At 57.7% G+C, this 13,890-nt stretch carries 10 protein-coding genes; 8 read left to right on the forward strand and 2 right to left on the reverse strand.

The window, feature by feature from the left end; translation table 11 throughout:
• The first annotated feature begins 306 nt into the window (after positions 1 to 306).
• From ABWP81_RS10950 to ABWP81_RS10960, 3 genes are all read left to right on the forward strand, one after another.
• A complete protein-coding gene (locus ABWP81_RS10950; RefSeq protein ID WP_353141733.1) occupies positions 307 to 2,211 on the forward strand; it encodes an ATP-binding cassette domain-containing protein in 1,905 nt (634 codons plus the stop codon).
• Entirely contained in the window at positions 2,208 to 2,831 is a 624-nt protein-coding gene (locus ABWP81_RS10955) for a LysE family translocator (protein ID WP_353141735.1), read from the forward strand. Before ABWP81_RS10950 ends, ABWP81_RS10955 begins: the two co-directional genes overlap by 4 nt.
• A gap of 74 nt (positions 2,832 to 2,905) precedes the next feature.
• A complete protein-coding gene (locus ABWP81_RS10960; protein WP_353141737.1) occupies positions 2,906 to 3,574 on the forward strand; it encodes a histidine phosphatase family protein in 669 nt (222 codons plus the stop codon).
• A gap of 29 nt (positions 3,575 to 3,603) precedes the next feature.
• On the opposite strand, the gene ABWP81_RS10965 is transcribed toward ABWP81_RS10960, so the two are convergent.
• The gene (locus ABWP81_RS10965) at positions 3,604 to 4,440 is read right to left on the reverse strand and encodes a creatininase family protein (protein ID WP_353141739.1); all 837 of its coding nucleotides are present in this window, start codon (positions 4,438 to 4,440) and stop codon (positions 3,604 to 3,606) included.
• Positions 4,441 to 4,511: 71 nt separating this feature from the next.
• On the opposite strand from ABWP81_RS10965, the gene ABWP81_RS10970 reads away from it, so the two are divergent.
• From ABWP81_RS10970 to priA, 4 genes are all read left to right on the forward strand, one after another.
• On the forward strand, positions 4,512 to 6,704 hold the full coding sequence (locus ABWP81_RS10970; RefSeq protein ID WP_353141741.1) for a protein-disulfide reductase DsbD family protein: 2,193 nt from the start codon (positions 4,512 to 4,514) through the stop codon (positions 6,702 to 6,704).
• The gene (locus ABWP81_RS10975; protein ID WP_353136282.1) at positions 6,701 to 7,105 is read left to right on the forward strand and encodes a CoA-binding protein; all 405 of its coding nucleotides are present in this window, start codon (positions 6,701 to 6,703) and stop codon (positions 7,103 to 7,105) included. The genes ABWP81_RS10970 and ABWP81_RS10975 overlap by 4 nt, the downstream gene beginning before the upstream one ends.
• 22 nt (positions 7,106 to 7,127) lie before the next feature.
• Complete coding sequence (hemE, locus tag ABWP81_RS10980; RefSeq protein WP_353136300.1) at positions 7,128 to 8,237, forward strand: uroporphyrinogen decarboxylase; 1,110 nt, start codon at positions 7,128 to 7,130, stop codon at positions 8,235 to 8,237.
• 346 nt (positions 8,238 to 8,583) lie between these two features.
• Complete coding sequence (priA, locus tag ABWP81_RS10985) at positions 8,584 to 10,692, forward strand: replication restart helicase PriA (protein ID WP_353141743.1); 2,109 nt, start codon at positions 8,584 to 8,586, stop codon at positions 10,690 to 10,692.
• A 3-nt stretch (positions 10,693 to 10,695) separates the two neighbouring features.
• Here the strand turns inward: priA and ABWP81_RS10990 are convergent, their stop codons facing one another.
• Positions 10,696 to 11,664: an AEC family transporter gene (locus ABWP81_RS10990; protein WP_353141745.1), complete on the reverse strand. Its 969-nt coding sequence runs from the start codon at positions 11,662 to 11,664 to the stop codon at positions 10,696 to 10,698.
• A gap of 63 nt (positions 11,665 to 11,727) precedes the next feature.
• On the opposite strand from ABWP81_RS10990, the gene ABWP81_RS10995 reads away from it, so the two are divergent.
• Positions 11,728 to 13,821 (forward strand): ATP-dependent helicase, encoded by a 2,094-nt coding sequence (locus ABWP81_RS10995; RefSeq protein ID WP_353141747.1) that lies wholly within the window; start codon positions 11,728 to 11,730, stop codon positions 13,819 to 13,821.
• Positions 13,822 to 13,890 lie beyond the last annotated feature (69 nt).

Here is a 13,890-nt window from a genome sequence, read left to right on the forward strand (position 1 = left end):
TTTTTAATGAACTACTCAACTGCTTGAGTAACTACGCTGCGATCAGCGAAGCCTTGCAGTATACATCGGATTTTTGAACATTCTGAAGAAAGCTTAAAAATTTTCTCTAACTGCCTTCGCTGACTTGTTCATGGAAAACCCTAAACAGTTTTTTGCAGCGAAGCCTGCCAGTATAGCACTAGTTTTTGGTGCAGCGCAATTTCTTCTAAAACATTTCAGCCGCGTGCGCGCCTCAGTCAAACGCCCGGACATCCTTTTGTCGGCATGGACATAAGGAGCAACCCTAGGAGCCCTTGATAATGCGGCATGTCTTTAATCACACTACAAAACGCCCAACTCGCTTTTGGGCACGTCGCTCTTCTTGATCGGGCAGAGTTCTCCCTTGAAACCACTGAGCGCGTTGGCCTGATTGGCCGCAATGGCGCTGGCAAATCATCTTTATTAAGAATCTTAGGCGGCTTGGAAAAACCTGACGATGGAGACTTGCGCGTACAGCAAGGTCTGCGCGTCACCTACGTTGCCCAGGAGCCGCAACTAGACAGCAACGCCTCAGTATTCGAGTCTGTCAGTGCCGGTTTAGCTCGCATCGTTCACCTGATTGAACAGTACTGCGCTGGCGAGGGTGACCTTACAGCCATGCAAAACGAAATTGAGATGGTTGATGGCTGGAACTGGGAGCAACGTGTACAAGAAACATTGCATCGTTTGCACCTTGACCCTGATGCGCGCATCAATGCGCTCTCTGGCGGCACACTTAAACGCGTAGCGCTAGCACAAGCCTTGGTCACATCGCCCGATGTGCTTTTGCTAGACGAGCCAACAAACCACTTGGACCTCGACAGCATTGAATGGCTAGAGCAACTCTTGATTGACTTCAAGGGAAGCATCATCACCATCACGCATGACCGCTCTTTCTTAGACAAAGTAGCCACACGCATCGTGGAGTTGGACCGTGGTCGTTTATTGACCTATCCAGGCAACTTCTCACAATACCAATTTCAAAAGGAAGAACAAGCTGCACAAGAGGCTGTTATCAACGCCAAAGCTGACAAACTGCTGGCTGGAGAAGAGGTTTGGATTCGCAAAGGTGTAGAGGCCCGTCGAACACGCAGTCAAAGCCGCATTGGTCGACTTGAAGCCCTGCGCACCCAGCGCGAAGCAAGACGCGACGCTGTGGGCCGTGTCAAGCTCGACCTGGCCAGCGGCGCACCCACAGGAAAGATCGTGGCAGAACTCACCGAAGTAGGCAAAGCCTTTGGCGGAAAAGTCATCGCCAAGAACTTCTCAGCCACCTTCTTGCGCGGTGACAAGATTGGTTTAATCGGTCCCAATGGCGCAGGTAAATCCACCTTACTGAAAATGATTCTGGGCGAACTCGAAGCCGACAGCGGAAAGATACGCCAAGGCGCCAACTTGCAAGTGGCGTACTTTGACCAAATGCGCAACGGCTTGGACATGGATGCTTCGCTAGAAGACTTCATCAGCCCCGGTAGCGAGTGGATTGAAATCGGCTCACAGCGCAAACACGTCAAGAGCTACTTAGACGACTTCTTGTTTTCGCCCGCGCGCGCAACATCTCCCGTACGCTCGCTGTCAGGTGGCGAACGCAACCGCTTGTTACTGGCTCGTTTGTTTGCCCGCCCCGCCAACGTGCTGGTGCTGGACGAACCCACCAACGACTTGGACATCGACACACTCGAACTGCTGGAAGATTTGCTGCAAAACTACAACGGCACCGTGTTCATCGTCAGTCATGACCGCACCTTCCTCGACAACGTGGCCACCAGCACCTTGGTGTATGAGGCCACCGAAGACAACCCCGGTTTCTGGCGCGAATACGAAGGCGGTGTACAAGATTGGCTCATCCAATCTGAGCGCTCACGCAGCCTTGCGCCGCAAGCGAAAACAGCTGTGCCCGTGGCAACCAAAACCGCCGCAGAAGTGCCTAAGCCTGCTACGGCAACAACGGTTTTAACCACACCCAAAACCCGAAAGCTCAGCTATAAAGAGCAGCGCGAACTAGAAGCGCTACCTGCGCTGATTGCTTCGCTTGAAACAGAGCACAAGGAAACACAAGCGGCCCTCAGCGACAACAGCCTCTACGCCAGCGACCCAGGCAAAGTGGCACAAATCCACAAACGTGATGCAGAGATTGAAGACGCGTTGATGGCGGCGCTTGAACGCTGGGAACAGCTCTCCACACCTGCATGAGCAGCACCGAACTGTTAGCACTGCTGGCACTCGCAGCCGTGGGCGCGTTCACCCCAGGCCCCAACACGGCTTTGTCAGCTACGCTCGCAGCCAACCACGGCTGGCGACGTGCCATGCCTTTTGTCTGCGCGGTGCCTGTGGGTTGGAGTATTTTGCTCATCCTTAATGCGGCCGGCTTGGGCGTGGTGGTATTGGGCTTGCCACCGTTGCGCTGGGGTTTGCTGGCAGCCAGCATGATGTATTTGATGTGGCTTGCATTCAAACTCGCCAGCACCCAAGGTTTGAGCGAGGCATCCAACGGCCCCATCGTCGGGTTCAAAGAAGGCGTGATGCTGCAGTTCATCAACATCAAAGCTTGGCTCTTAGCCTTGTCTGTCGTGAGCGGCTGGGTCATCGGTCATGACAACACACTTGCCCGATTGCTTACCGCCCTGCCCATCTTCATGTTCTTTGGCCTTGCTAGCAACCTCACCTACGTCTGGATAGGCGCAAGCTTGCGCCACTGGTTGCGCGGCCCTAACGACACCGCCCAGAGGCTGCAATGGTTTAACCGACTGATGGCCGTGACACTTTTAGCCACCGTGGTGTGGATGACTTACTCCGCTTTGTCACTCAGCTGACTCGGGGTCTCTGCTGCGACTGTCAGCGTTGCCATTTATCTTCAAAATGTGCACAAACAACATACGCCAACGTCATGGGATACCTTTATTTAGTGCGACACGGGCAGGCATCATTAGGCGCCGCCGACTACGACCAACTCAGCCCTTTGGGTGAGCAGCAAAGCCTTCGTTTGGGCGAGCACTGGCGCGCGCAAGGTGTCGCGTTTAACGCCGTCATCACCGGCTCACTCAAGCGCCATGCACAAACCTTGGCAGGTATTCAGTTGGGCATGGGCACGAAACAAGAAGCAAGTGTGTGGCCGGGTCTCAATGAATACGACGGCGAAGCCATCATCCGCGCCATTCAGCCGGGCGATCTGGTCAAGCCCACCACGCCCGAGGGCTACAAACAATATTTCCGTTTGTTACGCGATGGCTTGGCGCAATGGATGGCGGGCGTGGTAAGTCCGCAAGGCATGCCCAGTTACACAGAGTTTGTGCAGGGCGTGGTGTCCGCACTAGACCATGTGCGGCAACAGCACGAAGGCCATATATTGCTGGTTTCCAGCGGAGGCCCCATTGCCACGGCTGTGGCGCAAGTGCTACGCGCCAGCCCAGAAACCAGCATTGAACTCAATATGCGGCTGCGCAACAGCGCGGTGACTGAATTTAGCTTCAACCCCAAACGCCACAGCTTGGTGTCATTCAACAGCTTGCCGCACTTAGAAACTCCCAGTCACAAAGACTGGGTCACATTTGCCTAAAGCCTGCGAAAGCTTGGTCTAAACAGGTGTTACACGCGCACCGTGCTCAGCGGCAGCGCGACCAACTCTTTCAGCAAAAGCGCCAACTGCTCTCCCGCGCTATGCACCAGCGCCTCGCCCTTGGCTGCGGTAGCGTTAGCCGCATTGCCCGCTGCCCCATGCGGGTTGTAGTCTTGCATGTGCCAGCCCATTTTGGCGCTTTTGCCGTTGCCCAACACCGCGTAGAGTTTGGCGCGGTGTTGCGAAGCGGACGCAAAGTTTTGGGCCTCCGTCATGTTCACACTACTTGGCGAGAGCGCCAGCATCATGGAGGTTTCAATGTCCCCCGCGTGGATGCCAAAGCGGTGCTCATCTGCTGAAAACTGGCTCATCACTTCCGCGTCAATAGGCAAGTTGTACCAACTGCTGCTGAACACAATCAAACCGTGTTGTCCGCGCAACTCACGCGCCACCACATCCATCAGGCCTACATTGCCGCCGTGGGCGTTGAACATCAGCAGCTTTTTCACACCCGCACGCGCCACCGAGGCGCCAATGTCGCACCAGAGTTGAATCAAGGTTTGCGGCGACAAATGCAGCGTGCCTGCAAAAGCGGTGTGCTCAGTGCTCAGCCCCACCGTTTGCGTGGGCAACACCAGCACAGGGTCGGTCGCAGCCAAGTGCGTCAAGGCGGCATTCACCACGCCATCCACCAACACCGTATCTACCGACAATGGCAGATGCGGCCCGTGCTGCTCTGTTGCGCCCAAGGGGAGCACAGCCACGGTGTGAGCGGGGTCAAGAGCGGCGAAGTCGCGGGTGCTGAGCTCGGCCCATCGGTGTGAGGCCAAGGCTTGCTGAGTGTGGGTGCTGGTGTGCGCAGTCATGTTCGCCATCTTACTTTCCCGCCATGGCCCCTGTTGGACACAGCCTGCATCGGCTAGGTAACATCTGGCGCATGCTCAAATTTATCTCTCGTCTTTGGTTGCTTGGCGGCTTGCTCGGCTCCGCATGGGCGCAAGGCTTGCCCACTGCTGTGGTCAGCACGCCGCAGTTACGCGTCGAATTGCTGGCCCACGCACCCCAAGGCGTGCAAGCGGGCCAGCCGCTTTGGGTTGGCTTGCAGCTCACGCACCAGCCGGAGTGGCACACTTATTGGCGCAACCCTGGCGACTCTGGACTGCCCACCCAACTCGAACTCAACTTGCCCGCTGGCATCTCCGCGGGTAATGTGCAATGGCCCCTTCCCCAAAAGCTCAAAGCAGGCAACCTCACCAACTACGGCTTCGAGAAAACCGTGTTGTTGGCAGTACCGCTGACAGTGACCCAACAATTCAAAGCCAACGCTTCGCAAACGTTGGATATTCAAGTCCACGCCAACTGGCTGGTATGCCGTCTTGAGTGCATTCCACAAGAGGGCGACTTTGCCCTTCGCATTCCTATTGACAGCAGCTTTGCCTCCAACGCAGCTGCTTTTGAAGCGGTGCTGGCCGAGCAGCCCAAGCAGTTGCCAAGCGTCAAAGCCACCGCCCGTTTTGAAGCGCAACGCATGGTGCTGCAAGTCAGCGGCTTACCGGCATCGCTGCATAACAAAACCTTGCAGGTGTTTCCAGATACGGCCGAACTTGTGGAATCTGCCACCGAACAACACCCGCGTGCCAGCCAAACATGGCAAGGCGATGTGTGGACGGGGCAGCTCCCACTTAGCAATTTACGCCTGACAGACCCCAAGCAAGTTGGCTTTTTGCTCACGACGGGCAAGGGGGCTGAGCGCCAAGGCTTTATGGTGTCTGCGCCCGTCACGCAAGCATGGCCAGCCGTGTCTGAATTACCGTCCGTGCCACCGCCCGCAGTCAACACAACTGCGACGACGAATGACAACTTGCTGAGCATGGACGGCTTCATGGGCTTTGCCTTGGCCCTTGCTGGCGCATTTATCGGCGGCCTCATCCTCAACCTCATGCCCTGCGTGTTGCCCGTGTTGGCCATCAAACTACTTGGCTTTGCGCAACACAGCCGCGCCCACCGTGCGCATCGCGTGGCGGGTATGGCCTACACAACAGGCGTGGTGCTGAGCTTCTTGGCATTGGGCGCAGGCGTGTTGGCCTTGCGTGCCGCTGGCGAGCAATTGGGTTGGGGCTTTCAACTGCAGTCGCCTGTAGTGGTCAGCGTGATGGCCGGCTTCTTCACGCTGATTGCGCTCAACTTGTTTGGCCTGTTTGAGTTTGGGCAGATCTTGCCCTCACGCGTGGCTAGCTTTCAGTACAAGCATCCTGTGTTGGATGCAACCTTGTCTGGTGTGCTGGCCGTGGCCGTGGCATCGCCTTGCACCGCGCCTTTCATGGGCGCGTCTTTGGGGCTGGCATTTACCTTGCCTACTTGGCAAGCGTTGACCATTTTTGTAGCCATGGGCCTTGGCCTTGCCGCACCCTATTTGATTGCCAGCTTTGTGCCAGCCGTGGCTCGCCTGCTGCCACACCCCGGCCCTTGGATGATCACGCTGCGTCAGCTTTTGGCCTTCCCCATGCTCGCCACTGTGGTGTGGTTGCTGTGGGTGCTGGGCCAACAAACCAGCTTAGATGCCGCCATGTTTGCGCTGGGCGGTTTGCTGTTGCTCGCTGCCTTCGTTTGGGCTCTCAAGTTGCGCACACCCGCTTCACGCGTGTTGGTTTGGTTGATGGCTGCTGCTTTGGTTTGGGGCGTCCTCAGCTTTGCTGAAGAGTTGAATGCGCCCGCCAACGACACACCCGCCGTCAACACATCGCCCAACAATGCAGGTAACCTGATGAATCCAGGCCTCACCTGGCAGCCGTGGTCCGAGGCCGCGGTGGCGCAAAGCTTGGCACAAGGCCGCCCCGTGTTTGTGGACTTCACAGCCGCATGGTGCGTGACCTGCCAGATCAACAAAAAGTCCACGCTTTCCAACCCCGAGGTGCTGGCCGACTTTGCCGCGCATCAAGTCACGCTCATGCGTGCCGACTGGACGCGTCGCGACCCCGCCATCACCGCCGCGCTCACCAACTTGGGTCGTAGCGGTGTGCCGGTGTATGTGTTGCACGCGCCGGGCAAGGCCCCCGTGGTGCTGTCTGAGTTACTCAGCACGCGCAAGTTGCAAGAAGCGCTCGCCACCTTGCCCGCTCGCAAGCCATGACCCAAGACGCCGTCCGCCAAAGCCTGGCCCATTGCCAAACCATCGCTGTGGTGGGGCTCTCGCCCAAACCGCACCGCGACAGCTTTCGCGTGGCCCAGTACATGCAAGACCACGGCTTTCGCGTCGTGCCCATCAACCCCAACGCGCTTGAGGTGTTGGGCGAAAAATCCTACGCCTCGCTCACCGAAGCCGCGCAGCACGCACGCATTGACATGGTCAACTGTTTTCGCAACTCCGAAGACATTCCGCCCATCGCGGCAGAAGCCATTGCGATTGGCGCCAAGTCTCTGTGGCTGCAACTCGGCGTGGTCCATGACGCTGCGGCCCAACAAGCCACAGACGCTGGCTTGGTCGTCGTACAAAACCTTTGCCTGATGGTTGAGCACCGCCAACTGGGCTGAACCTGTCCTCGGCCACAATATGATCATGTTTGCACCACTCCAAAACGACACCTTTTTGCGCGCTTGCATGCGCCAAGCCACCGACCACACCCCCGTTTGGCTAATGCGCCAAGCCGGACGCTATTTGCCTGAGTACTGCGCAACGCGCGCCAAGGCTGGCAGCTTCATGGGTTTGGCCACCAACACCGACTTCGCCACTGAAGTCACTTTGCAGCCGTTGGAGCGCTACCCACTCGATGCCGCTATTTTGTTTAGCGACATCTTGACCGTGCCCGACGCCATGGGCCTAGGCCTGTCTTTCGCCCTAGGCGAAGGGCCCAAGTTTGCCAAGAACGTGCGCGACGAAGCGGCTGTTGCCGAGTTGGCTGTGCCCGACATGGCCAAGCTGCGCTACGTGTTTGACGCAGTCACCTCCATCCGGAAAGCCTTGAACGGTCGCGTGCCTTTGATTGGCTTCTCAGGCAGCCCTTGGACGCTGGCTTGCTACATGGTCGAAGGCGCGGGCTCAGACGACTACCGCCACGTCAAAACCCTGATGTACAGCCGCCCCGACCTGATGCACCGCATTTTAGAAATCAACGCCGATGCCGTGGCCCTGTACCTCAACACCCAAATCGAAGCGGGCGCTCAAGCCGTGATGATTTTTGACAGCTGGGGCGGCGTGCTGGCTGATGGCATGTTCCAGCAGTTCAGCATGGCCTACACCAAACGCGTGCTGGCGCAACTCAAGCGCTCGCAAGATGGCGCGGTCATTCCCCGCTTGGTGTTCACCAAAGGCGGCGGCTTGTGGTTACCCGAAATGGCCGACCTCGACTGCGAAGTGTTAGGCGTTGATTGGACGGTGAACTTGGCCAAAGCTCGCGCTCAAGTGGGCGGTCAAGTGGGCGGCCCAGGCAAGGCCCTGCAAGGCAACCTCGACCCCAACTCGTTGTTTGCACCCGCAGATGCCATTGCTGCGGAAGCACGCCGCGTGTTGGACGCTTTTGGTAAGCCCCACACCGACACCGCCACCACGGGCCCCACCCAAATTTTCAACTTGGGCCACGGCATCAGCCAATACACACCGCCTGAGAGCGTGGGCGTGCTGGTGGAAACGGTGCACAACCATTCGCGTGCGTTGAGAAAACCCTGAAGAAACTCAAGAAATTGAGTGTCAAGCACCCAAAAGTTTTACTTGCATTTGATACTTATGCACAAAAAAAGGGATTAACAGTATGGACTTTAAATTTTCTTTTTTCCTTCATTAAATCATTTGTTATTTCTTTAAGTTATTGATTTATATAGGTTTTTTTGATTGCATTTTTTTAAGGCAATCTGTCTCAAGCCTTGATTCATGGGGCTTGGGAGCCACTCAACAGTAGATATCAACAAAGTTATCCACAAAAATACTGGGCTTTGGGTGAACTCTATTGAAATCAACGACTTAAAGCATCTTCTGCCAAAACACCTGAGCAAACCACCCCAACTCACCGCTTGACATGTCGCACCAAATCACAGTGATGGTTCACACCCCCGCGCACAGCGGAATCGGTGGTGCACTCACGTACGAAAGCGACACAGCCCACACGCCCGGCACCTTGGTGCGCGTGCCACTGGGCAGCCGTGAATTGCTAGGCGTGGTGTGGAATGAAACCGCACCCCTCCCTGAAAGTGCCGAGCCAACAGCCGCTCCCATGCAGCTACGTGCCATCGCCAGCGTGCTGGAAGGTCTCACGCCGCTCAGCGCCCACTGGCGCCAATTGGTTCAGTTTGCCGCCCACTACTACCAGCGCAGCGCGGGTGAAGTGGCGTTGGCCGCGCTGCCCAGCCAACTCCGCGACCTCAGCACCGAACAATGGGCGCGCCGCTTAAAGCGCAAGCCCAAAGCGGTGGCAGCTTTTGAGGGCGCTACGCCTGCCATTCCCACGCCCACCGACGAACAAGCCCAAGTGCTGGCCGACATCGCCGCCCACAAAGGTCCGTTCTTGCTGTTTGGCAACACAGGCAGCGGCAAAACCGAGGTGTATTTGCGCGCGGCTCAGGCTGAGCTCGAACGCAACCCGCAAGCACAAATTTTGGTGATGGTGCCCGAGATCAACCTCACGCCACAACTTGAAGAACGTTTTCGCGCCCGCTTCGCGCCAAAGTGGGGGGCCGACTGTTTGGTGGCCATGCACAGCAGCCTCACACCCGCACAGCGCCTGAAAAACTGGCTCGCCGCACACAACGGCGAAGCTCGCATTGTGTTGGGCACGCGCATGGCCGTGTTTGCGTCTATGCCGCATTTACAGCTCCTCGTGGTGGATGAAGAACACGACCCGAGTTACAAACAACAAGAAGGTGCACGCTACTCGGCGCGTGACCTAGCCATCTACCGCGGGCAGCTTGAAGGCGCCAAAGTCATTTTGGGTTCGGCCACGCCCGCGCTGGAGAGCTGGCACCACAGCCGCCCCGCCACTGCAGCAGAACCGGCAGGCCGCTACATGCGCCTCGCCATGCCCTCACGCGTGGGCCAAGGTGCGTTGCCTTTGGTACGTCGCGTGGACATGAACCGCCAACCCTACAAAACCGTGTTTTCCAACCACCTGCTCGATGCCATGCGAGAGCGCGTGACGCGTGGCGAACAAATCTTGGTGCTGCTCAACCGCCGAGGCTACGCGCCCGTGCTCAACTGCAACGACTGCGGCTGGAAAAGCGAATGCCCACATTGCAGCGCCTACCGCGTGTTCCACAAACTCGACCGCACACTGCGCTGCCACCACTGCGGCTTCACGCAGCCTGTGCCGCGCGCTTGCCCAAGCTGCGGCAATTTAGACATCAGCCCCTTGGGGCGAGGCACCGAACAACTCGAAGAACATTTGGCCGAGTTGCTGGCCGAGGTGCGCCGGCCTGATGGCGAGCCCATCCGCATCACCCGCATCGACGCCGACAGCACACGCCTGAAAGGCGAGCTAGAGCGCCAGCTGGCCGAGGTGCACGCGGGCGCGGTGGATGTGCTGGTAGGTACGCAAATGATTGCCAAGGGCCACGACTTCAGGCGCGTCACCTTGGTGGCCGCGCTCAACACCGACGGCGCTTTGTTTTCCAGCGACTTCCGTGCGCCCGAGCGCTTGTTTAGTTTGCTCATGCAAGCCGCAGGCCGTGCAGGCCGCGACGCCAACATGCACTTGGTCAGCCCATGCGAAATGTGGGTGCAAAGCCACCACCCGCTGCACCCGTTGTTTGAAGCACTGAAGCAACACGATTACCCCGCCTTCGCCGAGCAACAACTGAAAGAACGCGAGCAAGCCACCTTGCCACCCTTTAGCTTTCAAGCCTTGGTGCGGGCAGAGGCACGCAGCCAAGAAGCCGCGCAAAGCTTTTTAAACGCCGCACGCGATGCAGGCGCGGCACTGGCCGATGAATTGTTGGTCGATTTGTACCCCGCCGTGCCCATGACGATTCAGCGCGTAGCCAACATCGAGCGCGCTCAAATGCTGATTGAGTGCACCTCGCGCAAAGCGCTGCAACATTTCTTGGCTCATTGGCAGGCCGATTTGCATTTGCTGCGCAGCGCCCATCGGCAGGTGATTCGCTGGGCGGTGGACGTGGACCCGCTGGCGATTTAAAACTTATCCGTGCAGCAAGGCCACGGCACCTGAAAAGGTAAAAAACGCCGCGGCTGTGCTGACCAAAATAATCATCGCAATGCGTCCCGTGTCAGCGCCAAACCGCTCGGACAACAAAGCCACATTGCTGGCGCTGGGCAAGGCCGCCACCAGCACCACCACCACCATGGTGAACCGCTCGATTACAAAACCCATTTGCACCGCGCTGGCCATCACCAGCAACACAAGCAACGGATGCAAGATCAATTTAAAGATAGCCACTGGCAAAAAGTCGCGCCACAAAATGGGCGGGTGGCCGCTTTCTTTCACGCGAATTTGTGAGCGCGCCAACACCGCGCCAATGGTGAACAGCGCCACGGGCGACGCCGCATCGGCCAACAAGCCCACGGTTTTGGCGAAGGGGCCAATCAACTCGTAGTTCATCGCCGACGACAAAGCGCCCAAGCTGATGGCCCACGGCATGGGGTTGGTCAACACGCCCTTCAGGGCGCTCTTCGCAGCGCGGCTAGCGCCGTGCTCGTCTGCGCCGTCTAAGCGCGATAAGGCAATGCACAGCGAAGTGGTGATGACCATGTCCACCACGATCGTCACAATGGCGGGGCCTGCCGCTGATGCGCCCAGCAAGGCCACCAACAAGGGCACGCCCATATAGCCGGTGTTGGGAAACGCGCCCACCAAGGCGCCAAAAGATGCGTCGTTCCAACCAATGCGTTTGTTCAGGCTGAACGCCACCACAAAGCCCACCATCAACAAGGCACACAGCAAGTACGCCAAAAACAGCGTCGCGTCCAACAATTGCACGATGGGCGTACTCTCGCCAAAACGGTACAACATGCAGGGCAGCGCAAAGAACAACACAAAGCCGTTCAGGCCAGGTATCGCGTCCAACGGCAACATGCGGCGATGCGCCGCCACATAGCCGGCCAGCACCAGCGCAAAGAAGGGGAAAGTGACAAGGAGAATATTCAGCACACGGGTATTTTGCCTTGCAGCCCGACCAGTATCATGGTCGGCTTCCACACAACTGTCTCCCGAATGTCTGCTGGCCTGAATTTCGCGCAACAAGAAGCCGTCAATTTCTTGCACGGTCCTTGTTTGGTTTTGGCGGGGGCGGGTTCAGGCAAGACGCGCGTCATCACGCACAAGATTGGCCGCCTCATTCAAACGGGGCTAGAGCCCAAGCGCATCGCAGCCATCACGTTTACCAACAAAGCCGCCACTGAAATGCGCGAGCGCGCCAAGGACTTGATTGGTTACGCCGCCAAAGACGTGCTGATTTGCACCTTCCACGCGCTAGGTGTGCGCATGCTGCGCCAAGACGGTGCTGTGCTGGGCCTGAAACCCCAGTTCAGCATCATGGACAGCGCTGACGTGACCAGCATTTTGAAAGACGCAGGCGGCACCACAGACGCGGCCACCGCACGCCAATGGCAATGGACCATCAGCCTGTGGAAGAACATGGGCCTCAACTCGGACCAAGCTTTAGCCCAAGCCAAAGACGACAACGAAAGCATCATTGCCAAAATCATGGCGCGCTACGAAGAGCGCCTCAGCGCCTACCAAAGCGTGGACTTTGACGACCTCATTGGCTTGCCCTTAAAGCTACTGCAACAACACGACGAGGTGCGTGCCAAATGGCAAGCCCAACTCGGCCACGTGCTGGTGGACGAATACCAAGACACCAATGCCACTCAGTACGAAGTGCTCAAGTGTTTGGTGGGCCCTGACCACTCAAGCGCCCGCTTTACCGCCGTGGGTGACGACGACCAGTCCATCTACGGCTGGCGCGGCGCCACGCTAGACAACCTGCGCCGACTGCCGCAAGACTTCCCCACCTTGAAGGTCATCAAGCTGGAGCAAAACTACCGCTCCACCAGCGCCATTTTGCGTGCCGCCAACAACGTGATTCAGCTCAACCCCAAGCTGTTTCCCAAAACCCTGTTCTCTGAACTCGGTGAAGGCGAACCCGTGCGCGTAGTTGATGCCGACAACGAAGAGCACGAAGCCGAACGCGTGGTGGCCCGCATTCAGTCCTTGCGCGAAGGCACTGACGCCGGCAGCTGCGGCTTTAAAGAACTCAAAGACTTTGCCGTGCTTTACCGCGCCAACCACCAATCGCGTATTTTTGAAAAGGCGCTGCGCAAAGCGCAGATTCCCTACAAAGTGTCTGGTGGCCAAAGCTTTTTTGACCGCGCCGAAATTCGCGATCTTTGCGCATGGCTGCGCCTGTGGGTCAATAACGATGACGACCCCGCCTTCTTGCGCGCCGTCACCACACCCAAACGCGGCATTGGCCACCAAACCCTGGCCACCCTCGGCCAATTTGCCAGCCAATACAAACTCAGCATGTTTGAGGCGCTGTTTAGCAACAGCCTGCCCTCGGTGCTCAATGCCCGCGCCATCGGCAGCCTGCACGAGTTTGGCCGCTACGTGAACGACCTAGAGTTTCGCGCCCGCCTCACCACGGGGGCCGATGCAGCACGTGCCTTTTTGAACGACTGGCTCAAAGACATCGGCTACGAAAAACACCTTTACGACGCCGAAGAAAGCGAAAAAGCCGCCGCCTCTAAGTGGAACAACGTGATGGAGTTTTGCGACTGGATGGCTCAGCGCTGTGGCGGCCAGATTGACGACACGGCAGGCGTGACCACCGGCTCGCAAGTGAAAAACTTGCTCGAAGTAGCGCAAACCATTGCGTTGCTTTCCACCCTAACCGAGCGCGAAAAAGACCAAAACGTGGTGACGCTCTCCACCCTACACGCCTCCAAAGGCTTGGAGTGGCCGCACGTCATGCTGGTGGGCGTGACCGAGGGCATGCTGCCCTTCAAACTAGACGATGAGCCCGGCACTGAAAAAACCAACGAAAACATTGCCGTGCGTTTGCAAGAAGAACGCCGCCTGATGTATGTGGGCATCACCCGCGCCCAGCGTTCACTGGCGGTCAGCTGGACGCGCAAGCGCAAAAAAGGCCGCGACATGATTGCCGCCGTGCCCAGCCGCTTCATTGCGGAAATGGACCTAAACAAAGACACGGTCAAAGAAGACCCGCGTGAAAAACTCAAAGCCCTGCGGGCGGAGTTTGCGCTGCGCGCCAGCGCGGCTTCGGCTGAAAGCGCAGCCAACAAGTAATGCCAGCCGCCCATAAAAAAACCTCAGTGCGAACACTGAGGTTTTTTAGTTTTGGTGGCCTGGACGGGG

This window comes from Limnohabitans sp. (genome assembly GCF_040401135.1).
Taxonomy (GTDB): Bacteria; Pseudomonadota; Gammaproteobacteria; order Burkholderiales; family Burkholderiaceae_C; genus Limnohabitans.

Bases quoted from the DNA above. Each gene is read 5' to 3' on its own strand.
- ABWP81_RS10950 (WP_353141733.1), top strand. From the start codon at position 307: ATGTCTTTAATCACACTACAAAACGCCCAACTCGCTTTTGGGCACGTC.
- ABWP81_RS10995 (WP_353141747.1), top strand. From the start codon at position 11,728: ATGTCTGCTGGCCTGAATTTCGCGCAACAAGAAGCCGTCAATTTCTTG.
- ABWP81_RS10975 (WP_353136282.1), top strand. From the start codon at position 6,701: ATGACCCAAGACGCCGTCCGCCAAAGCCTGGCCCATTGCCAAACCATC.
- ABWP81_RS10965 (WP_353141739.1), bottom strand. From the start codon at position 4,440: ATGACTGCGCACACCAGCACCCACACTCAGCAAGCCTTGGCCTCACAC.
- priA (WP_353141743.1), top strand. From the start codon at position 8,584: ATGTCGCACCAAATCACAGTGATGGTTCACACCCCCGCGCACAGCGGA.
- ABWP81_RS10960 (WP_353141737.1), top strand. From the start codon at position 2,906: ATGGGATACCTTTATTTAGTGCGACACGGGCAGGCATCATTAGGCGCC.
- ABWP81_RS10970 (WP_353141741.1), top strand. From the start codon at position 4,512: ATGCTCAAATTTATCTCTCGTCTTTGGTTGCTTGGCGGCTTGCTCGGC.
- ABWP81_RS10955 (WP_353141735.1), top strand. From the start codon at position 2,208: ATGAGCAGCACCGAACTGTTAGCACTGCTGGCACTCGCAGCCGTGGGC.